The organism is Collinsella sp. AM40-7AC, assembly GCF_003468125.1.
Classification (GTDB): Bacteria; Actinomycetota; Coriobacteriia; order Coriobacteriales; family Coriobacteriaceae; genus Collinsella; species Collinsella aerofaciens_O.
The window spans coordinates 185,462-209,027 of the sequence record NZ_QSGK01000001.1 but is presented as its reverse complement, the minus strand read 5'-3'; the positions used below and the strand labels follow the sequence as shown (position 1 = coordinate 209,027).

Annotated in this window: 18 protein-coding genes; 13 read left to right on the top strand and 5 right to left on the bottom strand. The window is 62.0% G+C overall.

Annotation, left to right across the window (positions count from 1 at the left end):
- Window positions 1-267 precede the first annotated feature (267 nt).
- Complete coding sequence (locus DW892_RS00880) at window positions 268-645, top strand: Rid family detoxifying hydrolase (RefSeq protein WP_117765036.1); 378 nt, start codon at window positions 268-270, stop codon at window positions 643-645.
- Between the two features lie 112 nt (window positions 646-757).
- On the opposite strand, the gene DW892_RS00875 is transcribed toward DW892_RS00880, so the two are convergent.
- The gene (locus DW892_RS00875) at window positions 758-1,414 is read right to left on the bottom strand and encodes a transcriptional regulator (protein ID WP_233546739.1); all 657 of its coding nucleotides are present in this window, start codon (window positions 1,412-1,414) and stop codon (window positions 758-760) included.
- A 351-nt stretch (window positions 1,415-1,765) separates the two neighbouring features.
- Between DW892_RS00875 and DW892_RS00870 the strand changes: the two genes are divergently transcribed.
- The 5 genes from DW892_RS00870 to xdh all read left to right on the top strand — a co-directional run bounded on the left by DW892_RS00870 (window position 1,766) and on the right by xdh (window position 11,140).
- Window positions 1,766-3,160 (top strand): uracil-xanthine permease family protein, encoded by a 1,395-nt coding sequence (locus tag DW892_RS00870; protein ID WP_055285183.1) that lies wholly within the window; start codon window positions 1,766-1,768, stop codon window positions 3,158-3,160.
- A 195-nt stretch (window positions 3,161-3,355) separates the two neighbouring features.
- Complete coding sequence (gene ssnA, locus DW892_RS00865) at window positions 3,356-4,711, top strand: putative aminohydrolase SsnA (protein WP_117765034.1); 1,356 nt, start codon at window positions 3,356-3,358, stop codon at window positions 4,709-4,711.
- 148 nt (window positions 4,712-4,859) lie between these two features.
- Window positions 4,860-7,859: a putative selenate reductase subunit YgfK gene (gene ygfK / locus DW892_RS00860; protein WP_117765032.1), complete on the top strand. Its 3,000-nt coding sequence runs from the start codon at window positions 4,860-4,862 to the stop codon at window positions 7,857-7,859.
- A gap of 11 nt (window positions 7,860-7,870) precedes the next feature.
- Window positions 7,871-8,350 carry a 4Fe-4S binding protein gene (locus tag DW892_RS00855; protein WP_117629213.1) on the top strand — a complete coding sequence of 160 codons (480 nt, stop codon included), beginning with the start codon at window positions 7,871-7,873 and terminating at the stop codon, window positions 8,348-8,350.
- Between the two features lie 12 nt (window positions 8,351-8,362).
- Window positions 8,363-11,140: a selenium-dependent xanthine dehydrogenase gene (gene xdh / locus DW892_RS00850; protein WP_117765030.1), complete on the top strand. Its 2,778-nt coding sequence runs from the start codon at window positions 8,363-8,365 to the stop codon at window positions 11,138-11,140.
- 227 nt (window positions 11,141-11,367) lie between these two features.
- Here xdh and DW892_RS00845 read toward each other — a convergent pair whose 3' ends face one another.
- The 3 genes from DW892_RS00845 to DW892_RS00830 form a co-directional block, all read right to left on the bottom strand.
- Entirely contained in the window at window positions 11,368-11,652 is a 285-nt protein-coding gene (locus tag DW892_RS00845; protein ID WP_117765028.1) for a hypothetical protein, read from the bottom strand.
- A gap of 401 nt (window positions 11,653-12,053) precedes the next feature.
- Window positions 12,054-13,040, bottom strand: a complete 987-nt coding sequence (locus DW892_RS10355; protein WP_158566987.1) for a hypothetical protein — start codon at window positions 13,038-13,040, stop codon at window positions 12,054-12,056.
- A 123-nt stretch (window positions 13,041-13,163) separates the two neighbouring features.
- Entirely contained in the window at window positions 13,164-13,817 is a 654-nt protein-coding gene (locus tag DW892_RS00830) for a transcriptional regulator (protein ID WP_187364956.1), read from the bottom strand.
- A 277-nt stretch (window positions 13,818-14,094) separates the two neighbouring features.
- On the opposite strand from DW892_RS00830, the gene dpaL reads away from it, so the two are divergent.
- From dpaL to hydA, 5 genes are all read left to right on the top strand, one after another.
- Complete coding sequence (dpaL, locus tag DW892_RS00825) at window positions 14,095-15,309, top strand: diaminopropionate ammonia-lyase (RefSeq protein WP_117583046.1); 1,215 nt, start codon at window positions 14,095-14,097, stop codon at window positions 15,307-15,309.
- A gap of 237 nt (window positions 15,310-15,546) precedes the next feature.
- Entirely contained in the window at window positions 15,547-16,932 is a 1,386-nt protein-coding gene (locus DW892_RS00820; RefSeq protein WP_117765020.1) for a YgeY family selenium metabolism-linked hydrolase, read from the top strand.
- A 201-nt stretch (window positions 16,933-17,133) separates the two neighbouring features.
- Window positions 17,134-18,336: a knotted carbamoyltransferase YgeW gene (ygeW, locus tag DW892_RS00815; protein ID WP_055252229.1), complete on the top strand. Its 1,203-nt coding sequence runs from the start codon at window positions 17,134-17,136 to the stop codon at window positions 18,334-18,336.
- Between the two features lie 150 nt (window positions 18,337-18,486).
- Window positions 18,487-19,101 carry a nucleotidyltransferase family protein gene (locus DW892_RS00810; protein ID WP_117765018.1) on the top strand — a complete coding sequence of 205 codons (615 nt, stop codon included), beginning with the start codon at window positions 18,487-18,489 and terminating at the stop codon, window positions 19,099-19,101.
- Between the two features lie 8 nt (window positions 19,102-19,109).
- The gene (gene hydA, locus DW892_RS00805) at window positions 19,110-20,477 is read left to right on the top strand and encodes a dihydropyrimidinase (RefSeq protein ID WP_117765016.1); all 1,368 of its coding nucleotides are present in this window, start codon (window positions 19,110-19,112) and stop codon (window positions 20,475-20,477) included.
- A gap of 103 nt (window positions 20,478-20,580) precedes the next feature.
- Here the strand turns inward: hydA and yqeC are convergent, their stop codons facing one another.
- Window positions 20,581-21,315 (bottom strand): selenium cofactor biosynthesis protein YqeC, encoded by a 735-nt coding sequence (gene yqeC / locus DW892_RS00800; protein ID WP_117765014.1) that lies wholly within the window; start codon window positions 21,313-21,315, stop codon window positions 20,581-20,583.
- Between the two features lie 102 nt (window positions 21,316-21,417).
- Between yqeC and yqeB the strand changes: the two genes are divergently transcribed.
- Window positions 21,418-22,212, top strand: coding sequence for a selenium-dependent molybdenum cofactor biosynthesis protein YqeB (gene yqeB / locus DW892_RS00795; protein ID WP_117765012.1), 795 nt, complete (start codon window positions 21,418-21,420; stop codon window positions 22,210-22,212).
- A gap of 9 nt (window positions 22,213-22,221) precedes the next feature.
- Complete coding sequence (locus DW892_RS00790) at window positions 22,222-23,265, top strand: XdhC family protein (RefSeq protein WP_117765010.1); 1,044 nt, start codon at window positions 22,222-22,224, stop codon at window positions 23,263-23,265.
- Window positions 23,266-23,566: the final 301 nt, after the last annotated feature.

Sequence of the window (23,566 nt, the reverse complement as noted above, 5' to 3'; positions counted from 1 at the left end):
AGTATAGTGGTGCCATCGCGGCAGGCGATGCCCGTGCTCTAAGCGGGATAAAGTCTTCAGCAGCTTGGACTGGCTGCTCCACATGAGAACCGTTCAGCGGTCCGGGGAAACCGTTGGGCGATAAAATATTCTCGAAGGCTGATAATTATCTTGCATCGGGCAAACTCATCCCCTACTATCCCAATCAAGCGCGGTGTTCAGACCGAACTGTGCCTCCCGGTGTGAACGCCGCGCTCACGCTCTCTATTTGATCGTAAGGAGAAAAACATGAGCAAGACCGTCGTGTCTTCCGATAACGCACCCGCAGCCATCGGCTCGTATTCCCCCGGTATCCAGACTGGCAACATGGTGTTCCTGTCCGGCCAGCTGGGCATCGATCCCGCGACCGGCAAGCTGCCCGAGGGTGTCGAGGCCCAGGCCAAGCAGTCCCTCGCCAACGTCGAGGCTCTGCTGACCGCTGCCGGCGCCACGTTTGCCGATGTCGTCAAGACCACGGTCTACCTGGCCGACATCGCCGACTTTGCCGCCGTGAACGAGATTTACGCCTCCAAGTTCGAGGCTCCGTTCCCCGCGCGCAGCGCTTTCCAGGTTGCCGCCCTTCCGGCTGGCGGTCTGGTCGAGATCGAGGTTGTCGCCGCTCTCTAAGGTGTTGGTAACAACTAAACATGACATGCAAAAAGACCCTGCAGCGCGTGCGAGCTGCAGGGTCTTTTGTCAAGTGACGGATCGCTTGTGGAGCCGCGCTCCATTTTGCTCGTTAGCCCTCCTTGCGAACTTTTTGCAGGTAGCGGTAGACGCTGGGCTCCGAGATGCCCAGCGCGGTGGCGGCGCAGGCCACGGCGCCCTTGAGCATAAACACGCCGTTGCCGTTGAGGTGGCGAATGACGTCCACGCGGTCGCTCTGGCCAAGCGACGCTACATCCAGCCCGCGCGCGCTCAGCAACTCGGCAATGCTGCGGTCGATGAGCTCCTGTGTGGACTCCGAAAGGCTTTCGACCTCGATAGGGGCGGGCTCCGTGCGCGTCGGCGCCGCGTCGAAGCAGGCCATGAGCTGCTGTGCCATGGCGTTGATGGAGCGCACGGTCGAGAGGTCGGTGTTGACGCAGAGCATACCGACGATCTCGTTATCCTCGCGGATAAAGAACGTCGCGGACTCCAACGTCTTGCCGCCGGCACCGCGCCCCTCGTAGCCCGTAATAAACGGCAGGTCGCGATACTTGGGGTCGTGCATGATCTTGAGCGCCAGATCGGTGGCGGGACCGCCGATCTTACGGCCACTCACGATGCCGTTGCGAATATCGACGATGGCGTGGTCGGGATCCGAGAAATCGTGCAGCACGATCTCGCTGTTTTTGCCGAGTATCTGCTCCAGGAAATCGACCATCGGCAAAAAGCGACGTACGGTCTCGTTCACGGGCAACTCCTTTGGGTGAAAGCGGAAGTTTCATAACAATTTTTTCTCATGGTAACACGCTGCTCATCATCTCGTATATCCGCAGGTACATGACGTAATGCAGACGAACGGTATGATTTTGGCGGTAAACGGTTGACCAAAAGAAAAGTTAGATGCTATTTTGACCAGACACTTTCCTGACCTGCGGAAATGCATTATCTCAGCTGAAGAATAGTCTGATAACAAAAAATTATTATTGAGAATGAGAATCATCTTTAATACGATATGCAACGAAGGCACAACCTCAACCCCGCACTGCGTCACAATAGAGCGTTAGATGCGAAAACAACTATTTCGAGGATTGGTGGTCAAATGACCCAGGAGACGGTTACGAACGGCACTGAAGCCCTGTTCACTCGTGAAGGCATGCCTCCCGTTAAGGAAATGATCCCGTGTGCCCTTCAGCACGTACTGGCATCGTTTGCCGGCATCATCACCCCGGCTGTCATCATGGCCGGCGTCTACGGCTTTAATAGCCAGCAGAGCACCGACATCATCCAGGTCGCGCTCATTCTTTCGGCGATCGACACGGCCCTTCAGGCCTTTGCCCCCTTCCGTCGCATCGGCGGCGGCCTGCCCATCGTCATGGGCGTTTCGTTCGCGTTCCTCCCGGCCCTGCAGGCCATGGGCGCCTCGGGCTTTAGCTTTGGCGCGCTGTTGGGCGGCGAGATTGTCGGCGGTGCCGTCGCGGTCCTCTTTGGTCTGGCCTACAGCAAGATTAAGTGGCTGTTCCCACCCGTCGTGACCGGTACGGTCATCTTCTCCATCGGCGTTTCGCTGTATCCCACGGCCGTCAAGTATATGGCCGGCGGTATGGGTACGCCACTGTGGGGCACCCCGCAGGCCTGGTGCGTCGCTCTTATCACCTTCGCCGTGGTCTTTGCGCTCGCCAACTTTGGCAAGGGCACGCTCAAGCTGGGATCCGTGTTCTTTGGCATGATCGTTGGCATGATCGTCTCCATCCCCTTTGGCATGATCGACTTCTCAAGCGTCGCCACCGCTCAGGTCTTCGCCCTTCCCAAGCTCATGCCCTATGCGCTCGAGTTTGATCCCGAGGTCTGCATTACCCTCGCCGTCGTGTTCCCCATGGTTGCCATCCAGGTTATCGGCGACGTCTCCGCCGCCTGCCTGGGCTCCATCGACCGTATGCCCACCGAGCGCGAGCTCTCCGGCGCTATCGTGTCCCAGGGCCTCACCTCTATGGTCGGCGGCCTGCTGGGCGGTCTTCCCACCAGCGCCCTTGGCCAGAACGTGGGCATCATCTGCTCCAACAAGGTCGTCAACAAGTGGGTCTTTGTGATCATCGCGGCCGTCTTTGCCATCGCCGGTCTGTTCCCGCAGCTCTCTGCCGTCCTTTCCGCTATCCCGCAGCCCGTCATCGGCGGCGCGACCGTCGGCGTCTTTGGCACCATTACCATGAACGGCGTGCGCATGTTCACCCGCGAGGGCCTCACGCAGCGCACTACCACCATCGTCGGTACCTCCGTCGTCTTTGGCCTGGGTATCTGGATGGCCAGCGGTTGCCTTGCCGGCGAGGGTATGCCCGCCTGGGTGTCCACCGTCATCGGCTCCAATGCCGTAACCCCCACCGCCATCATGGCCATCGTCCTTAACCTGATTCTTCCGCAGACGCCGGTCGTGGCTCAGCACATCGATGCTGCCAAGGACGCTGCCGTGGATCTGGTCTTGCCCGAGAGCAAGAAGTAACCAATTCGGTGCTATTCGTCGGCGGACGCATCGCCTCGTCCGCCGACGTCATGCGGCGTCAAGCCGCACTTCAAAGGGTTTGTCCCTTTGGTGAAGCGTTGACGGGAGAGGGCCCGTTTCCGGTGTAGGCCGGCGCTTCGCACTCCGCCATGTCAGAGGTGTCAAACCCCGCCTCTGATGTTGAAGGGAGCATCCATGCTTCTGGTCGCTAACGGTTCCGTTTTTACCCGCAACGCTCAGACCCCGTTTATTCCAAACGGTGCGGTCGCCATTGACGGAGATACGATCGTCGAAGTGGGCCCCGAGTGCGAGCTCAAGGTCAAGTACCCGGATGCCGAGTACGTCGACGCCCAGGGCAACCTCATCATGCCCGGACTCATCAATTGCCACACCCACATCTACTCGGGTCTGGCTCGCGGCCTTGCCATTAAGGGCTGCAACCCCACCAACTTCCTGGAGAATCTTGAGCAGCAGTGGTGGAAGATCGATGACAACCTGACGCTCGACGGCACCAAGGCCAGCGCCTATGCCACGATTCTGGACTCCATCCGCGATGGCGTCACAACGATCTTCGATCACCACGCGAGCTTCTGCGAGATCCCAGGCAGCCTCTTTACCATTAAGGATGCAGCTCAGGAGCTGGGCATGCGTTCGTGCCTGTGCTACGAGGTCTCCGACCGCCGCGGCCAGGAAAAATGCGACCAGGCCATTGCCGAGAACGCCGAATTTGCCCAGTGGGCCGCCAAGGAGCGTCGCGATAACGACAACCACATGATCGCCGCCATGTTTGGCGGTCACGCCACCTTTACGCTGTCGGACGAGACCATGGACAAGATGGCCGAGGCCAACAACGGCCTGACCGGCTTCCACATCCATGTGTGCGAGGGCATGAATGACGTGTGGGACTCCCGTCTCAACCGTGGTGGCATCAGCCCCGTCGAGCGCCTGCTGCAGCACAACCTGCTGGGTCCCGACACCATGCTCGGCCACTGCATCCACGTGACGCCCGCCGAGATGGATATCGTCAAGGAGTCCGGCACCTGGCTGGTCAACAATCCCGAATCCAATATGGGCAACGCCGTGGGCTGCGCTCCCGTGCTCGAGTTCTTCCGCCGCGGCATCCCCGTGTGCATGGGCACCGACGCCTACACCCACGATATGCTCGAGAGCCTCAAGGTCTTCCTGATCATTCAGCGCCACAACGCCGCCATGCCCAACGTGGGCTGGTGCGAGGCCATGACCATGCTGTTCGAGAACAACGCCAAGATGGCGAGCAAGTACTTCGATCGCAAGCTCGGTGTGCTCGAGGCCGGTGCTGCCGCCGACGTCATCGTTATGGACTACAAGCCCTTTACGCCGCTGAGCGAGGAGAACATCGACGGCCACATGCTCTTTGGCATGATGGGCAAAAACTGCCGCACCACCATCATCAACGGCCGCGTCCTGTACAAGGATCGCGAGTTTGTCGGTATTGATGAGGAAAAGATCAACGCGTGGACCATGGCTGAGTCCAAGAAGCTCTGGAGCACGCTCAACGATCGCGCCTACTAATTACAAGTAGATTCACGCGCGCCGGATGTTTCGCCACATCCGACGCGCGTATAGGCGGCCTCCGCGGGGTCGCCGGCGCTGTGCTAGCGCTACACCGTATTTGCGCCCGCCGCGCGGTCTCGCCGGGCGTTACAGAGAGGAGCTCATTATGAGCGACATCATGAGGCCGATCCCGTTTTCGCAGCTGATGAACTGGATCATCGAGGAGCACAAGACCCAGGACGCCATCTTTGGCGTGCGCAAGATGGTCACGACCAACCAGGAGGGCGCGCTTCCCATTTTTGACGAGCGCATCGAGACCCCGTTTGGCCCGGCCGCCGGTCCCAATACGCAGCTTGCCCAGAACATCGTAGCCTCCTACGTGGCGGGCTCGCGCTTCTTTGAGCTCAAGACCGTCCAGGTTATGGACGGCGAGGAACTCTCCAAGTGCGTTAACAAGCCCTGTATCGTGGCGCAGGACGAGTGTTACAACTGCGAGTGGTCGACCGAGCTCGAGGTTCCGCAGGCCTTTGCCGAGTACGTGAAGGCATGGTTCGCCTGCCACCTGATCGCTCGCGAGTACGGTCTGGGCAGCCCGGACGGCTTTGTCTTCAACATGTCCGTGGGCTATGACCTCGAGGGCATCAAGAGCCCCAAGGTCGACGCCTACATCGAGGGCATGAAGGACGCCAGCGGCTCCGACGTCTGGAACGAGTGCCGCGCATGGGCGCTCGCCAACCTGGACAAGTTTGAGCATGTCGACGCCGCGTTTGTCGAGTCCATTCCGGCACGTGTCTCCAACTCCATCACCGAGTCCACGCTGCATGGCTGCCCGCCGGCGGAGATCGAGCGCATCGCGACCTATCTGATCACCGAGAAGGGCCTCAACACCTACATCAAGTGCAACCCCACGCTGCTGGGCTATGAGTTTGCCCGCCAGCGCCTGAACGAGCTGGGCTTTGACTACATCGTCTTCGATGACACGCACTTCCGCGAGGACCTGCAGTGGGCCGATGCCGTGCCTATGTTCGAGCGCCTGATTGCCCTGTGCGCCGAGCGCGGCCTGGAGTTTGGCGTCAAGCTGACCAACACGTTCCCCGTCGACGTGACCAGGAACGAGCTGCCTTCCACCGAGATGTACATGTCCGGCCGTTCGCTGTTCTCGCTGACCATCGAGGCCGCCCGCCGCATTACCGAGCAGTTCGATGGCAAGCTGCGCATCAGCTACTCCGGCGGCGCCACGGTCTACAACATCCGTGCCCTGTATGACGCCGGCATTTGGCCCGTCACCCTGGCGACCGACGTGCTCAAGCCCGGTGGCTACGAGCGCTTTAGCCAGATGGCCGGCGAGTTTGCCGACCTGGATGGCAAGCCGTTCGCGGGCGTCTCTCTCGAGGCAGTGACCGCGATCCAGACCGACTCGCTCACCAACCCGCTCTACAAGAAGCCGCTGCGCCCGCTGCCCGACCGCAAGGTCGCCGGCAAGAGCCCGCTTTCCGACTGCTTTACCACGCCGTGCCGCACGAGCTGCCCCATCCAGCAGGATATTCCCGCCTACCTGGCGGCTGTTGACGAGGGCCGCTATGAGGACGCACTCAACATCATCATCGAGCGCAACGCCCTGCCGTTCATTACCGGCACCATCTGCCCGCATCCCTGCGGCCGTGCCTGCGAGCGTGCGTTCTACGAGCCCGAAGGCGCCCAGATCCGCGCCAGCAAGCTCAAGGCCGCCCGCGAGGCCATGACCGCCGTGCTGCCCAAGCTGCGCGCCCAGGCCGTCGCCAACGACGGCGAGCGCAACGTTGCCGTTATCGGCGGCGGCCCGGCCGGTCTGGCGACGGCGTTCTTCCTGACGCGTGCCGGCGTGCCCGTCACCATCTTTGAGGCCCGCGACTCTCTCGGCGGCGTGGTCCGTCACGTAATCCCCGAGTTCCGTATCGCGAGCGACGATATCTCCCACGACGCCGAGCTCTGCCTGGCCTTTGGTGCCAAGGTGCAGCTCAACGCCCGCGTGGAGTCCATTGACGAGCTCAAGGCCCAGGGCTTCACCGACGTGGTCGTGGCCACCGGTGCCTGGATGCCCGGTTCTGCGGGCCTGGGCGAGGGTGCCGAGCTCGACGTGCTGGAGTTCCTCGAGGCCGCCAAGAAGGGCGAGAAGCTCGAGCTGGGCGAGGACGTCGTGGTCATTGGCGCCGGCAACACCGCCATGGACGCGGCCCGCGTGGCCAAGCGTCTGGCTGGCGTGAAGAACGTGCGCCTGGTGTATCGCCGCACCAAGAAGCAGATGCCCGCCGACGAGGAAGAGCTCGATCTTGCTCTTGCCGACGGCGTTGAGTTCTGCGAGCTGCTGGCGCCCAAGGCACTCAACGGCGCAGTGCTGACCTGCGACGTTATGGAACTTGGCGAGCCGGATGCAAGTGGCCGTCGCAGCCCCGTCGCCACGGGCGAGACCGTCGAGCTTTCCGCCACCACGGTGATCTGCGCCGTGGGCGAGGGCATCGATGCCAGCCTGTACGATGCCGCGGGCGTCGAGCACGACCGTCGCGGCCGTCTTGCCGCCACCTCCACCGGCGTCGAGGGCGTCTGGGCTGCTGGTGACTGCCGCCGCGGTCCTGCCACCGTGGTCGAGGCTATTGCCGACGCCGCCGAGGTCGCTCGTGCCATTGCCGGTGTCGACTTTAACAAGTACGCCGACTGCAACGAGCAGGCCGGTCGCGAGGACACCTGCTACGAGCGCAAGGGGTCGCTGTGCCGCGACAAGCACAACTGCACCAAGACCCGCTGCCTGGGCTGCGGCTCGGTGTGCGAGGTCTGCTGCGACGTGTGCCCCAACCGCGCCAACGTGGCAATTAAGGTGCCGGGCCTGGCCAAGCATCAGGTGGTACATGTCGACGGCATGTGCAACGAGTGCGGCAACTGCGCCGTGTTCTGCCCCTACCAGGAGGGTCGTCCCTATAAGGACAAGCTCACCCTGTTCTGGAGCGAGCAGGACATGGAGAACTCCGAGAACGAGGGCTTCCTGGCTGTGGACGAGGACCACTTTAAAGTCCGCGTCGCCGGCACGGTCCGCACCGTCTCGGTCGATGCCGTCAACACCGGTCTTCCCGAGGCCGTCCGCCTGACCATCAGGGCCGTGCGCGACAACTATTCGTACCTTCTTAAGAAATAGGCGAGTCTTTTATGGCCAAATCCATTCAACATAACGTGGCCTACGTTGCCTGCGGAAGCGGTTGCGCCTCCGCAGGCGGCGACGCCCGCTGCAGCGAAGGCTGCATTGGCTGTGGCGCCTGTGTCGCGGCCTGCCCCCACGGTGCCATTGCGCTGGTCGATGGCATCGCCCGCGTGGACCGCTCCAGGTGCACGGGCTGTGGCCTGTGCGGCATGGCGTGCCCGCAGCGCGTGATTGCCTTCGTTCCCGGCTACCAGAACATCCTGGTGCGCTGCAACAACACCGACAAGGGCGCCATTGCGCGCAAGATCTGCGACACGAGCTGCATCGGTTGCGGCATGTGCGTCAAAAAGTGCCCTGCCGGCGCTATCCGCATCGAGGACAACTGCGCCCATATCGACGGCGCGGACTGCCTGTCGTGTGGCATGTGCGCTGTCGTCTGCCCGCATGGCGCCATCCACGACCGCACCGGCATCGCCGCCGGCGTGTAGAAGGGAATCACCATGGCACAGGAATTCACTTTTACCGTTAACGGCGTCGAGCGCACGACGACTCAGAACAAGCCGCTGCTCCGCTACTTGCGCGACGACCTGCACATCCATTCCGCTAAGGACGGCTGCTCCGAGGGTGCCTGCGGTACCTGCACCATCCATGTAGACGGCGCGGCCGTCAAGGCATGCGTACTGACCACCGCTCTTGCCGCCGGCCGCAACATCGTGACCGTCGAGGGCCTGCCCCAGGACGTGCGCGAGGCCTTTGTGTACGCCTTTGGCGCCGTGGGCGCCGTGCAGTGCGGTTTTTGCATCCCCGGTATGGTCATGGCGGGTGCAGCGCTCATCGCCGAGGATCCCGAGCCCACCGAGGAGCAGATCAAGTACGCCATTCGCGGTAACGTCTGCCGCTGCACCGGCTACAAGAAGATCATCGAGGGCATTGCGCTGGCCGCTGCGGTGCTCCGCGGCGAAAAGCAGATCGACGAGGACCTGGAGCGCGGCGACGATTACGGTGTGGGCAAGCGTGCCTTCCGTATCGACGTGCGCAAGAAGGTTCTCGGCGAGGGCAAGTACCCCGACGACATCGACGAGCTCGATCAGCCGGGTCTGACCTACGCCAGCGCCGTGCGCTCCAAGTATCCGCGCGCCCGCGTGCTCTCCATCGATACTTCCAAGGCCGAGGCCCTGCCCGGTGTGGTGGGCATCCTGCGCGCCGAGGACGTGCCGGTCAACCAGGTCGGCCACCTTATCCAGGACTGGGACGTCATGATCGCCCAGGGCGATATCACCCGCTGCGTGGGTGATGCCATTGTGCTGGTGGTTGCCGAGGACGAGGCGACGCTCGAGAAGGCCAAGAAGCTCGTCAGGATCGATTACGAGCCGCTGGAGCCCGTGCGCAACATCGTCGAGGCCAGGGCTGCCGACGCCCCGCGCCTGCACGACAGCTTCTTTGCCTTTGGCAACACGGTGGAGCTCAAGGACAACGTGTGCCAGAGCCGCCATGTGACGCGCGGCGACGCCGCCAAGGCGCTGGCCGAGAGCACGTTTACCGTGACGCAGCGCTTTACCACGCCCTTTACCGAGCATGCCTTCTTGGAGCCCGAGTGCGCCGTGGCCTTCCCGTACAAGAACGGCGTCAAGGTGCAGTCGACCGACCAGGGCGCTTACGATACGCGCAAAGAGTGCGCCCATATGTTTGGCTGGGACAACGAGCCCGAGCGCGTGGTCGTCGAGACCATGCTCGTGGGTGGCGGCTTTGGCGGCAAGGAGGACGTTTCGGTCCAGCACCTGGCCGCGCTCGCCGCATATAAGTTCCAGCGTCCTGTGAAGTGCAAGCTCACGCGTGCCGAGTCGCTCGCTTTCCATCCCAAGCGTCATGCGATGGACGGTACCTTTACGCTGGGCTGCGATGCCGAGGGCAACTTTACCGGCCTGGACTGCGAGATCAACTTTGATACCGGTGCCTACGCGTCGCTGTGCGGCCCGGTGCTCGAGCGCGCCTGCACGCATGCCGTCGGCCCCTACAAGTACCAGAACACCGACATTCGCGGCTTTGGCTACTACACTAACAACCCGCCTGCCGGCGCGTACCGTGGCTTTGGCGTTTGCCAGTCCGAGTTTGCACTCGAGAGTCTGATCGACCTACTGGCCGAGAAGGTCGGCCTGGATCCGTGGGAGATTCGCTACCGTAACGCCATCGAGCCGGGCGAGGTTTTGCCCAACGGCCAGATCGCCGATTGCTCCACGGCGCTTAAGGAGACGCTGCTCGAGGTCAAGGATGCCTATTACGCGCATCCCGGACACGCCGGTATCGCCTGCGCCATGAAGAACGCCGGCGTGGGCGTGGGCCTGCCCGATGCCGGCCGCTGCAAGATCCGCATCGAGAACGGCGTGGCCGTGGTCTACGCCGCTACGTCCGACATCGGCCAGGGCTGCAACACGGTCTTTTTGCAGGACGTTGCCGAGGCATGCGGTCTGCCGCTGAGCTGCATTGCCAACGGCGAGTGCTCCACCGAGAACGCTCCCGACTCCGGCACCACGTCTGGCTCGCGCCAGACGGTCGTGACCGGCGAGGCCGTGCGCGGCGCCGCCTTCCTGCTGCGCGATGCCATGGTTGGCATCGAGGCCGGTAAGCCCGCACCCGATACTCCCGTGAGCGCGCATGGCGACGGCGTCAAGATCGAGTACGACGACGGTCGCGCCTATCAGTTGCGCACGCAGGAGCTCGTCGCCGGTCAGGGTATGCATCCTCAGGATCCTGCGACCGCCATCAAGGCGCTCGAGGGATGCGAGTTTGGCTACGTGTACCTGGAGCCGACCGACAAACTGGGCGCGGATGTTCCCAACCCCAAGAGCCACATCTGCTACGGCTTTGCCACACATGTGGTCATTCTGGACGATGACGGCCGCGTGAGCGAGGTCTATGCCGCGCACGATTCCGGCAAGGTGGTCAACCCCATCTCCATCCAGGGTCAGATCGAAGGCGGCGTGCTCATGGGTATGGGCTATGCGCTTACCGAGGACTGGCCGCTCAAGGACTGCGTGCCCCAGGCAAGATACGGCACGCTCGGGCTGTTCCGTGCGCCCGAGATTCCGGATATCCACGCCATCTACGTGGAGAAGGACGAACTGCTGCCCGTGGCATACGGCGGCAAGGGCATCGGCGAGATCGCAACGATCCCCACGGCGCCCGCCGTGCAGAACGCCTACCGCGCGTTTGACGGCAAGCTACGCCCCGATCTGCCCATGGTGGATACGCCGTACAGCCGCGCCCGTCACCGCGGGTAGGGCGGGGTGCGGGCAGCCATTGTTGACGGGCTGTTCGCGCTCAACATCAACTGCATATGCTGCGCCTTTGGCCCCGGCCCCATCGCGAGTCGGGGCCTTTTGTTTGGAGTGGAAACTGTGTCCCGGAATCATATCTCAGAATGGGATGCGTTTTCCGCTGGCCGGTCGTTTGGAAAGCGCATCCCAGTTTGAGTGTTTATTCCGGGATGCGGTTTCCGCTGAAGGACTTAGCCGGAAAGCCTGTCCAGCTCTGAGACTGGATTCCGGGACACGCTTTCCGCCAGGCCCGCCATCCGGAAAGTGCATCCCGTTTTGAGCGTCCAGGCTAGGACGCGCTTTCCGTTGGCGTGGTCGTTGGGAAAACGCGGCCCAGATAGCGGGATGCGATCTGGCGATGCGTGCTTGACCATGGCCGAGGTGTAGCCGTTCGGCTTGTCCAGAAGATGCATTCGTTTTGGCTTGGCTGTCAGGTTGTGGAAGTTGCGCTCGTTGCGCACAGAGAAATTGCCCATACGGACTCCTTTCATCGATGTTGGCAGGGCCACCGTGCCTCTTGGCCGGTTGGCGTCGGGATCGTGGAGCCAACTCTCTATCCCGACTCTGGATAAAATGCGCCCGCTCCTTGCAGGCACGATGGAGTCTATCAACGTGTACGGACAGAAACCAACGCCATCCGCGAAATGACGCGTGAACGGCGTTGGTTTCCCAAGTGATTATTCGGCTTTCATTCGGAAAAGTGTCGAAATCAGCCGTGTAAAAGTACGGAAAAGTGTCGAAATGGGCACCTTAAAACTTCGGAAAAAAAAGTGTCTAATTCGATGGGCAAATTATCCGGAAAAGTGTAGCTGGATGACAAAACAGCACTTAGAAGCCGGTGCTGGATGCGGGATTCTGCGGCCGCCTTCAGCCCTCGCTACTCGTCGTCTCCGTCGTTGGGGTCGCCCTTGAGGGTGTTGATGTCCAGGTACTCGTCATCGTTCTCTTTTTGCTGGGTCTCCGACTCCGCTTGGGTGGGGCCGGAGAACAGCCGGAATCCCTCAAACGCAATGACGCCGAGCAGGGCAATGACAATGGCGATAAAGGCAACCTTGACTGCCTGCGGAAATTCCGAGAAACGCAGCGCCTTTTCCTCGGCGTAATAATCGGCGAAGCGCTCTTCGCCCGTGCTTTTGGTATACGCCGGTGCGGACGTGGCCTCCGGGTCATATTCCGGTGCAGGCGTGGCAGCGTACGGATCGTTGAGATAATCGCTCGATGCGGTGCCATAATCCTCGGTCTCGATGCGACCGGTGCCAACATAGCCATCGGAATAATCGGAATATGCCGCACCGCCCTCATAGTCCGCGGCGCTCGTGTTGGCGGCAAAAAGCGGGTTAACTGGAACATCGAGCGCCGGCATGCCGGTAGAGGTCTCATCTAGGTCGGCTGCAGCCCAGGAATCGTGGACAACCTGATGGGCAACGGGCCCATCGAGCCTTGTGACCGGAGGCTTGCGTGCCGCAGGAACAGGCAACTGCTGGGCGCTGTACATAACGGTGCTGTCGGCCGATTTGCCCTGCGTCGCTGCAGCGAGAAATGCCGCCGTCTCGGACGGGTCGCTTGCGGGACGGGGAGCGGGCGTGGGCGCCGAAGTGGGTGCGGGCGTAGGCGCGGGCGTCGAAACAGGCGACTGCGCAGGAGTCGGCGCAGATGCGGGATTGGGCGCAAGTGCGGGATTGGGGCTTGACGGGCGAGCCCCGCCGCCCATGAGTTCGTCGGCGATCCACGGGCGATCATCCATCACGTCGTCAAGGCTTAGCGAAAACAGGTCGTCTTCACCCTCATCGAACATGCGGTGCACATGTCCACCAATTGCCGGAATCAATCCGCGACCGGTGCATGATGCCTTGCTCAACGCCATTCTGTTCCATCCTTTCGAAATACTAATGACATCGATTATATGGAACTTCCCAAGCGGCTCGGTCTTGGATTCGCGCTTTCCAGAACTCGCGCCCAAAAGGGGAGGGGCAATCCAGGCGAGTGCCTACTTGTCGCCGGCCGCCGCCTTGGCCTCATTGAGGTAGCTATAGAAGCTGTATTTGGAGATGCCAAAGAACTCGCAGGCACGCTCGCTCGACTTGGAAATGAGGAAGGCGCCGCGACGGTCGAGGTAGCCAATGGCGCGAATGCGCTCATCTTTGGTCATAAGGGCTGCGGGCTTGCCTACGTATTGCTCACACTCGCGCAGCAGGTCTTCGAGCAGGTCGCCGATGTTTTTGGTAATGGGCTCGGGCTCGGTGTAGCCCGTGCCGCCGGTGCCGGTAAAGGCATCGAGCGAGCGCTCAAAAGCCTTCATGAGCGTAATGTCAAAGTTAATGCCCAAAATGCCGACAGGCTTGCCCTCGTCGTTGCGGATAAAGATGGTTGAGGACTTGAGCAGCTTGCCATCGGTGGTTTTGGTGAGGTACGGCTCGCGGTCGTGTACGTCGGTGCTGCCCTCGTGCATGGATTCAAACACGATATGGCTGGGGCCGTCGCCCAGTTTGCGCCCGCTGACGTGGCCGTTTTCGATCACTACGATGGAGTGGTCCACGTCCTCGGTCTCCAGATCGTGGACGACGACTTCGCAGTTGGGGCCAAATTGGAGCGCCAGGCCGTGTGCAAGACGCTTGTAAAACTCAATCTGTGCGGGGGTCATGGGTGCCTTCCTAAAAATTAGTTTGGGCACACTTTGCCATAAACCACACCTGTTCGCAAACAAATACATAGACAGGCTAATTGGTGACCGTTCGGCGGCGAAAAGGTACCGATTACGGCAACAAACAATTTGTTAGGTTTACCAATCAAAAAGTGTGATAGAACAGTGCTAACAAACTTTTTGTTTGGCATCCACATAAAAGTTCAGCCGTGTGAATGGGATCGGGTTGGAACGCGTATGCGGGGGCCGGCAAGAGAGAACTTAAGGAGTTCACCGTATGGCCGATAAGATCCAGTGGGCGGGCAACACGATGCCCAAGAGCGATGACAAGCACTTGGGAATCATGAGCCTCGACCACGTGAAGAAGGCCCGCGCCTTCCACCAGTCGTTCCCCCAATATACCGTCACTCCGCTTGCCCGCCTGGACGGCCAGGCCGCGCGCCTGGGCCTGTCCAACCTGTGCGTTAAGGACGAGAGCTATCGCTTTGGCCTCAACGCCTTTAAGGTCCTGGGCGGCTCGTTTGCCATGGCCAACTACATTGCCGACGAGACCGGCAAGGACGTTGCCGACTGCACCTTCGATTACCTGACCTCCGATCAGCTGGCTGAGGACTTTGGCCAGGCTACCTTCTTTACCGCCACCGACGGCAACCATGGCCGCGGCGTGGCATGGGCTGCCAACAAGCTGGGCCAGAAGGCCGTCGTGCACATGCCTAAGGGTTCCACCAAGCCTCGTTTCGATAACATCGCCGCCGAGGGCGCCACGGTGACCATCGAAGAGGTCAACTACGACGAGTGCGTGCGCATGGCCGCCGCCGAGGCCGACGCTTGCGAGCGCGGTGTTATCGTTCAGGACACCGCCTGGGAGGGCTACGAGAAGATCCCGTCTTGGATCATGGAGGGCTACGGCACCATGGCTTCCGAGGCTGCCGAGCAGCTGCGCGAGATGGCCATCAACCGCCCGACGCACGTGTTTGTCCAGGCTGGCGTGGGTTCGCTCGCCGGCGCCGTGGTGGGCTACTTTACCAACCTGTATCCCGATAACCCTCCCACCTTCGTCGTGGTTGAGTGCGCACCTGCCGCCTGCCTGTACAAGGGCGCTGCCGCCGGCGACGGCGATCCGCGCATCGTGGACGGTGACATGCCCTCCATCATGGCCGGTCTGTGCTGCGGCGAGCCCAACATTCTGGGCTGGGATATCCTGCGCAACCACACCACCGCCTTCGTGTCCTGCCCCGACTGGGTCACCGCTCGCGGCATGCGCACCCTGGGCGCTCCCGAGAAGGGCGACCCGCGCGTCATCTCCGGCGAGTCCGGCGCCGTGACCACCGGCCTGGTCGAGACCCTCATGCTCGATCCCGAGTACGCCGAGCTCAAGGAACTCATCGGCCTGGACAAGACGAGCTCCGTGCTCTGCTTCTCCACCGAGGGCGACACCGATCCGGATCAGTACCGTCGCATCGTCTGGGAGGGCGAGTATCCGACCTGCTAGCAGGATGACCTGTCCGGGTGGCGGAGCATATGTTTACTCCCTGCTCGGACAGTCCTGCTCGCACGGAGAGCACATTAAGTGCTCTCCGGCTCGTGCGGAACTCGCGACGGAGCAAACATATGCTCCGCCGCCCTACGTTTACTTGCTTGTGGGGTGCTCGACCTCACGCTGCTTGGCACAAGTGATCTATCTGAAATATCTACCTGTAGGTAAACCCTTGTAGAAAGGTTGACTGTTATGACTAAAGAACTCGATTTTGATGCCATTAAGGCTGCGGCTGAGTCTCATCGTGCTGATATGACTCGCTTTCTGCGCGCTATGATCTCCCACCCCTCTGAGTCTTGCGAGGAGGGCGAGGTTGTCGCTTGCATCAAGGCCGAGATGGAGAACCTCGGCTATGACGAGGTCAAGGTCGACGGCCTGGGCAACGTCATGGGCTTTATGGGCGAGGGCGACAAGATCATCGCCATCGACTCCCACATCGACACCGTCGGCATCGGCAACATCGAGAACTGGGATGCCGATCCCTATGAGGGCTACGAGACCGACGAGATCATCTACGGCCGCGGCGGCTCCGACCAGGAGGGCGGCATGGCTTCCGCTACCTACGCTGCCAAGATAATGAAGGACATGGGCCTCATCCCCGAGGGCTACAAGATCATGGTCGTCGGCACCGTCCAGGAAGAGGACTGCGACGGTATGTGCTGGCAGTACATCTACAACAAGGACGGCATTAAGCCCGAGTTCGTCATTTCCACCGAGCCCACCGACGGCGGCATCTATCGCGGTCACCGCGGCCGCATGGAGATCCGCGTTGACGTTCACGGTACCTCCTGCCACGGCTCCGCTCCCGACCGCGGCGACAACGCCATCTACAAGATGGCCGACATCATCGCCGACGTCCGCGCCCTCAACAACAACGGCTGCGACGAGTCGACCGACATCAAGGGCCTCGTCAAGATGCTCGACCCCAAGTACAATCCCGAGCACTTTGAGGACGCCCGCTTCCTGGGCCGCGGCACCTGCACCGTCAGCCAGATTTTCTACACCAGCCCCAGCCGTTGCGCCGTGGCTGATTCCTGCGCCATCTCCATCGACCGTCGCATGACCGCCGGTGAGACCTGGGAGTCCTGCCTGGACGAGATCCGCAACCTGCCGGCTGCCAAGAAGTACGGCGACGACGTGAAGGTCTCCATGTACATGTACGACCGTCCGTCCTGGACCGGCGAGGTCTACGAGACCGAGGCTTACTTCCCCACGTGGATCAACAAGGAGACCGCTCCGCACGTCAAGGCCCTTGTCGACGCCCACAAGGCCATGTTTGGTGACGAGCGCATCGGCTGCGAGCCCAGCATGGATAAGCGCACCGGTCGCCCGCTGTGCGACAAGTGGACCTTCTCCACGAACTGCGTTTCCATCCAGGGCCGCTACGGCATCCCCTGCGTGGGCTTTGGCCCGGGTGCCGAGTCTCAGGCTCACGCTCCCAACGAGGTCACCTACAAGGACGACCTGGTCACCGCTGCCGCCATGTATGTGGCTGCCCTGAACCTCTACGATCCGAGCCAGGCCGATGGCGACGCCACCGTGTTCCGCGCCGGTCTGACCAACAACAAGATCGATTAGTCCCATTCCTCGATTTTGTTGAGCCGGGGGCCGCTCGTGTCCCCGGCACCCCCTGTTGACTTGGGCCCCGCGGTCGTTATCTCCCATGCTTCCTCAACGGTAGCGGGTCCTCGTCATAGCGCTCTGCATGTTCTAGCCACACGCGCATGCCGGAGCGCATCTACTCATTGCGATCGTTTCATCTTTGGAAAGGATATTTACATGGACGCTAAGTTTACTGAGCTCGTCGAGCAGCTGAACGGCCTCGATTTTAAGGGTATGTACGGCAGCGACTTCCTGCACACCTGGGATAAGACCACCGATGAGCTCAAGGCTCTCTACATCGTTGCCGACGCCCTGCGCGAGCTGCGTGAGAACAACGTTTCGTCCAAGATCTTCGACTCGGGTCTGGCCGTCTCCCTGTTCCGCGACAACTCCACCCGTACGCGCTTCTCCTTCTCTAAGGCCGCCAACCTGCTCGGCCTTGAGCTGCAGGACCTGGACGAGAAGAAGTCCCAGATCGCTCACGGCGAGACCGTCCGCGAGACCGCTACCATGATCTCCTTCATGGCCGACGTCATCGGCATCCGCGACGACATGTACATCGGCAAGGGCGACGCCTACATGGCCGAGGTCTCCGAGTCCGTGCAGCAGGCTTACGAGGACGGCGTTCTGGATCACCGTCCCACGCTCATTTCCCTGCAGTCCGATTCCGACCACCCCACGCAGTCCTCTGCCGACATGCTCTACCTCATCAACGAGTTTGGCGGCCTTGAGAACCTCAAGGGCAAGAAGGTTGCCGTCACCTGGGCCTATTCGCCCTCTTACGGCAAGCCGCTGTCCTGCCCGCAGTCGCTGATCAGCCTGCTGCCCCGCTTTGGCATGGACGTCACCCTGGCTCACCCCGAGGGCTACGACCTCATGCCCGAGGTCGTCGAGCGCGCCAAGGGCTATGCCGCCGAGTCCGGCACCACCTTTAAGCAGGTCAACACCATGGCCGAGGCCTTCGAGGGCGCCGACATCGTGATCCCCAAGAGCTGGGCTCCGTTTGCCGCCATGGAGAAGCGCACCAACCTGTACGCCGAGGGCGACGACGCCGGCATCGCAGCGCTCGAGAAGGAGCTGCTCGCCCAGAACGCCACCCATCAGGACTGGTGCTCCACGACCGAACTCATGGAGAAGACTGCCAACGGCCAGGACACCATCTTCATGCACCCGCTGCCCGCCGACATCTCCGGTGTCTCCTGCGAGCACGGCGAGGTTAACGCCGACGTCTTCGACATGCACCGCGTGGGCATGTACAAGGAGGCCAGCTACAAGCCGTACGCCATCGCAGCCATGATGTTCCTGCAGAAGGTTGCCGATCCCGCCGCTACCCTCAAGGCCCTCGACGAGCGCAACACTGCCCGTTGGTTCCAGGCCTAAAGCCGGGTTGAGGTAAGCCATGTAAAGGGGGCACTCTGCCAACCGGCGGGGTGCCCCCTTTTTGCATCGCGGGCGTGCGGGATAAGCGCTTTCGATGTGGATGCCCGCGGCGCGAGTTATGGGTACGATGGTTTCAGGGGAGGTATCACCATGAAACTTGGATGCGTCATTATGGCTTCGGGCGAGGGCAAGCGGTTTGGCTCCAACAAGATGCTTGCCGATATCTATGGCGAGCCGCTGATTGCTCGGACCATCGATTCGGTTCCCCGGGGCTTTGACGTCGTGGTTTCGACGCGTTGGCCCGAGGTCGCTCAGATTTGCGAGGACAAGCATTGCCCGTGCGTGCTGCATGATGGCGAGCTGCGCAGCGAAAGCGTCCGTGCGGGCCTTTCATGGGGAGTCGAACGCAACTGGAAAGGTTGCCTCTTTTTGCCGGGCGACCAGCCGCTCGTGAGTTCGGATTCTTTTGAGGCTATGGTTCGTACATTTGACGAGCGTGGCCGCAAGCATCCGGTGCGTCTTGCGTGCAACGGTGAGCCTTCGAGCCCGGTGCTCTTTCCGGCGGAACTGTTCGATGCGCTTATGTGTCTTGAGGGCAAGGACGGCGGGGGCTCGATTCTCAAAGGCCGCGTCGACGTTGCACTGGTCGAAGCGCGTGCCTATGAACTGTGGGATGTCGATACCGCCGAGGGGCAGCGGCGCATAACGGAGCATATCGCGGCCTGCTCGTATTTTGATCGCGTGGCCAACTGTATTAATCAATAAGGAGCAACATGATCATCATCAAAAACGGCGCGCTCGTGACGCCCCAGGGGCTTCGCCGCGCCGATCTTGCCATGGAGGGCGACAAGATTGTGCGGATTGCCGCGGCGATTGAGCCGGGCGAGGGCGATACCGTCGAGGATGCCGCGGGCTGCTGGGTGTTCCCGGGCTTTATCGATGGGCACACGCACATGCAGTGCTGGACTGGCATGGACTGGACGGCCGATAGCTTTGAGACCGGCACACGTGCGGCTGCCTGCGGCGGCACGACGACCATCGTCGACTACGCGACGGCCGATCGCGGCGTGACCATGCCCGATGCCTTGGCCGAGTGGCATCGCCGCGCCGACGGCACCTGCACGGCCAACTACGCCTTTCATATGGCACTCGCCGAGTGGAACGAGCGCAATCGCACCGATCTTTCGGTCATGCGCGAGGCGGGCGTATCGTCGTTCAAGACCTACTTTGCCTATGACCACCTGCGCTTGGACGATGCCGAGACGCTCGAGGTGCTGGAGGAGCTCAAGCGCGTGGGCGGTATCCTGTGCGTGCATTGCGAGAACGGCACGCTCGTGAACGAGCTGCAGAAGCGCGTGTACGAGCAGGGGATTCATGGGCCCGAGGGACATGCTCTCAGCCGTCCGGATGTGTGCGAGGCCGAGGCCGTGAGCCGTCTGCTGTATCTGGCGCATCTGGCCGGCGACGCACCGGTCAACGTGGTGCACCTTTCGACCAAGCTAGGGCTCGAGGCCATCCGTGCCGCCAAGGCGCGCGGGCAGAAGAATATCTATGTCGAGACCTGCCCTCAGTATCTGATGCTCGACGATACTTGCTACTTGGAGCAGGGTGAGGACGGCTTTGCGGGCGCCAAGTATGTGATGAGCCCGCCGCTGCGCCATGCGGGTGACCGTGCAGCACTGCGCGAGGCGCTTGTGGCCGGCGAGATCGATACGATTGCGACCGACCACTGCAGCTTTAACCTGCACGGGCAAAAGGACCGTGGGCGCGACGATTTCCGCGCGATTCCCAACGGCGCACCCGGTGTGGAGCATCGTCCCGTCGCGATTGCCACGAGCTTTGAGGGCCAGCTGGGTCCCGAGGACCTCTGCCGCCTGATGAGCGAGAATCCGGCCCGTGTCTTTGGCATGTATCCGCGCAAGGGCCGTCTTGCCGAGGGTGCCGATGCCGACGTGTGCGTGTGGGATCCCAAGGCGCGCTGGACCATTAGCGCGGCGACGCAGCATCAGGCCGTGGACTACACGCCGCTCGAGGGCTTTGAGGCACACGGTCGCGCCAAGGCCGTTTACGTCAACGGCGTGCTGGCGGCACGCGACGGCGAGCCAACCGGAGCTCAGCCCGGCCGCTACGTCCCCCGCTAGCAGAAAGGGCGCCCTCCGCAGTTGCGGTGAAATACGGACTGTTTGGCCGCCTGGCGGCCATAAGCAGTCCGTATTTCACCGCAACTGCGGAGGCTGGGGCCGGCTATCGGAGGCTGTTGGCGATGACGGGGCGGTCAAGGGCAGCCTCAAAGCGGTCGGCCATCGTGGGGTCGCTGAGCGTGTCGACTTGGTTGAGCATGATGCGGGCATTGTTGAGTTCCAGCGCCTGCATCTCGGCATTGAGCACCTGGGCGACGCGTTCGGGCGTGGCGACGTCGGTGAGCTCGCAGCCGCACCGCTTGCAGAAGAGCTCGGGGCGGTGGACAACCTCGCTGATGGGCTTGTCGAATCCCGAGGCGCCGACGATCCAGACGACGTTGGTCGTGCCAGATGGAATCACCGGCTCCCAGGCGGCGTGCGCCTTGAGCGGGAGCCGCTTGCTGCCATCTGCCTCGGTCAGGATGTAGTCAAAGCGCTGTGCCAGCTGGTCGAGCGGTTCGGCAGGGGAGGAGAGCTTGCCCGTCTCGGGGTCCAAGACACCAGCTTGGCAGATACTTCCCCGCACAAGCCCCGCGCAGGCCTCGCAGGTGCAGCCGGGAACATGCAGGGTCCCCGGCTTCCAAGGCGCGGCATCCAGGCGACGGCTCGACCCGTCCCACGGCACGCCGGCGACGGGGAACATGTGCGTGGTGGTGCAGAGGAGCACGCGGCCGCCGGCACGCATAAGCTCAAGGCCGAGTGTCTTTAGCAGGGTCGACTTGCCACCGCTGCCGATGATCGCGGTGATGCCCGGCTCGATCTTGAGCGCCGAGGCAAGGCTGCCGCTAACCGTTTTCATCTGTTCACCGCCGTATAATACTGTGATAATAAATAATCATCAGAGTAGCGGTCGAACCGCTTTTGCTCTGCTCAAACCGTAGCACAGGGAGGTGCCCCGGGAATGCTCGTTTATGTTCGCGGCGCTGGCGATATCGCCACGGGTGTCGCCGCTCGCTTGGTGCGCTCCGGCGTGTCGGTCGTCATGGCCGATATCGCGGTTCCCACGTGCATCCGCCGCACAATCTGTTTTTGCGAGGCCATTCGCCTGGGCGAGCTCGAGGTCGAAGGCATTCGCGCTCGCTTGGCACAGACGCCGGCTGAGGCGCTTGCGATTACCGAGGCGGGGGATGTCGCCGTGGTGGTGGACCCCCAGGCCAAGATGCTCGACGAACTGAAACCCGCTGCCGTGGTCGACGCGATTCTGGCCAAGCGCAACTTGGGCACCACGCGCGATATGGCGCCTGTCGTTATCGCCGTGGGGCCGGGCTTTACCGCGCCGGTCGATTGCGACGCCGTGGTCGAGACCATGCGCGGTCATTTCCTCGGCCGCGTCATCACCCAGGGCTCGCCCCAGCCCAATACGGGCGTGCCGGGTGTCATCGCCGGCTATGGCAAGGAGCGCGTTATCCACAGCCCCGCCGCCGGCGTGTTTCGGTCCGACCATGCGATCGGTGATATCGTGAGCGCCGGAGACGTGATTGGCTACGCGGGCGATACGCCCATGGTCACGCAGATTGATGGCTGCCTGCGCGGCCTTTTGGCAGACGGCGTTCGAGTCGCCGAGGGCTTTAAGTGCGCTGATGTCGACCCGCGCGGCGACACCAGCTATATCAACTATATTTCGGACAAGGCGACATCGGTCGGCGGCGGCGTGCTCGAGGCGCTCGCCATGCTCACCGACGTTTTTAGGGGATAGGAAGCGACGATGGAAAAGCTCGATGTGGTGAATGCTGCGCTTGGCGCTCTGAAGGCTGGTAAGACGTGCGAGCTGGTGGTAGTGGCCGGCACGGCAGGGTCATCGCCACGCGGCGTGGGCGCCTGGATGGCCGTTTTTGCCGACGGTAGCCAAGCGGGCACCGTCGGCGGCGGCAAGATCGAACTCTTTGCGCTGGACGAGGCCCGCGAGCTGCTGGCCGGGGGTCAATCGCGTCTGGTTCGCTACACCATGGGCGGCGAGAACTCCGATACCGGCATGATCTGCGGCGGAGCCATCTGCCTGTGCTATCTGTACCTGGACGCGACCCAGGCGCCGTTGTTCCAGGAGATTGCCGATGTACTGGCGTGTCGCCGCATCGGCGACTTCACCATCGATTTTGAGCCGTTTGTCACCCAGACGCTCGAGGGCGATGTGGCTGAGTACCATGGCGAGGCATCACGCCATACCATTGCCGGCTGCCCCGAGCTTTCGCTGGTGGAGGAGGGAAGTAAGGTCACCTACACCAACGCCGCCTCCGAGATTCCCCCGGCGCACATCGAGACGCTCTGCCCCGAGGGCCTGACCTACATCTTTGGCTGCGGACACGTGGGCGCCGCGACGGCGCGCGTGCTCACGGCGGCGGGCTTTGCCGTCGTGGCTTGCGACGATCGTCCCGGCACGTTGACGCCTGAATGGATGCCCGGTGTCTACGATCGTCGCCTGGTCGATTACAAGAACCTGAGCGAGCTGTGTCCCATCGGTCCGCGCGACTTGGTGGTGGTTGCTACGGCGGGTCACAAGTCCGATATCGACGTGGTGATTCAGGCCATGCGCGCCAAGCCCGCCTATCTGGGCTGCCTGGGTTCGCGCCGCAAGACGGCCTTTGTGCGCGCCCGCCTGGAGCAGGAGGGCTTTACGCAGGACCAGATCGACGGGCTGCACCTGCCGATCGGCGTTGCCATCGAGGCCGAGGATCCCGAGGAGATTGCCATCTCCATCGCTGCCGAGATGATCCACCTGCGCCGCACCAAGCTCGTCCCCCGCAAGCGCTAGTCGCATCCCCATCAATAAGATGCGGTGAAATACGGACTGTTTAAGCCGGTTAAGCCGTCAAACAGTCCCTATTTCACCGCAACTGCCATTTTGATCCCCTAGGGATCAATATGTGCGGGGGAGTTGTGGAGTTGTGCAGGCAGACGAGGTTTTTCTGGAAATACGCTCCCGATGCGCGTATAGTACCGATTGTTTTGTCGGCTCCTGCTGCGTCGAGTCCAAACCGCGAAATGCCACGAGCGGCGCGGATGCAGCCAGGAGGCACGAGGACAACCCATCGTGGCCACGCCCCGTGCTTAAA

What these genes read in the sequence shown, in the direction of transcription:
- DW892_RS00820 (WP_117765020.1), top strand. Translation starts at nt 15,547, where the DNA reads ATGACTAAAGAACTCGATTTTGATGCCATTAAGGCTGCGGCTGAGTCT.
- DW892_RS10355 (WP_158566987.1), bottom strand. Translation starts at nt 13,040, where the DNA reads ATGGCGTTGAGCAAGGCATCATGCACCGGTCGCGGATTGATTCCGGCA.
- dpaL (WP_117583046.1), top strand. Translation starts at nt 14,095, where the DNA reads ATGGCCGATAAGATCCAGTGGGCGGGCAACACGATGCCCAAGAGCGAT.
- ygfK (WP_117765032.1), top strand. Translation starts at nt 4,860, where the DNA reads ATGAGCGACATCATGAGGCCGATCCCGTTTTCGCAGCTGATGAACTGG.
- ssnA (WP_117765034.1), top strand. Translation starts at nt 3,356, where the DNA reads ATGCTTCTGGTCGCTAACGGTTCCGTTTTTACCCGCAACGCTCAGACC.
- hydA (WP_117765016.1), top strand. Translation starts at nt 19,110, where the DNA reads ATGATCATCATCAAAAACGGCGCGCTCGTGACGCCCCAGGGGCTTCGC.
- DW892_RS00870 (WP_055285183.1), top strand. Translation starts at nt 1,766, where the DNA reads ATGACCCAGGAGACGGTTACGAACGGCACTGAAGCCCTGTTCACTCGT.
- DW892_RS00855 (WP_117629213.1), top strand. Translation starts at nt 7,871, where the DNA reads ATGGCCAAATCCATTCAACATAACGTGGCCTACGTTGCCTGCGGAAGC.
- DW892_RS00830 (WP_187364956.1), bottom strand. Translation starts at nt 13,817, where the DNA reads ATGACCCCCGCACAGATTGAGTTTTACAAGCGTCTTGCACACGGCCTG.
- yqeC (WP_117765014.1), bottom strand. Translation starts at nt 21,315, where the DNA reads ATGAAAACGGTTAGCGGCAGCCTTGCCTCGGCGCTCAAGATCGAGCCG.
- DW892_RS00845 (WP_117765028.1), bottom strand. Translation starts at nt 11,652, where the DNA reads ATGGGCAATTTCTCTGTGCGCAACGAGCGCAACTTCCACAACCTGACA.
- yqeB (WP_117765012.1), top strand. Translation starts at nt 21,418, where the DNA reads ATGCTCGTTTATGTTCGCGGCGCTGGCGATATCGCCACGGGTGTCGCC.
- xdh (WP_117765030.1), top strand. Translation starts at nt 8,363, where the DNA reads ATGGCACAGGAATTCACTTTTACCGTTAACGGCGTCGAGCGCACGACG.
- DW892_RS00810 (WP_117765018.1), top strand. Translation starts at nt 18,487, where the DNA reads ATGAAACTTGGATGCGTCATTATGGCTTCGGGCGAGGGCAAGCGGTTT.
- DW892_RS00880 (WP_117765036.1), top strand. Translation starts at nt 268, where the DNA reads ATGAGCAAGACCGTCGTGTCTTCCGATAACGCACCCGCAGCCATCGGC.
- DW892_RS00790 (WP_117765010.1), top strand. Translation starts at nt 22,222, where the DNA reads ATGGAAAAGCTCGATGTGGTGAATGCTGCGCTTGGCGCTCTGAAGGCT.
- ygeW (WP_055252229.1), top strand. Translation starts at nt 17,134, where the DNA reads ATGGACGCTAAGTTTACTGAGCTCGTCGAGCAGCTGAACGGCCTCGAT.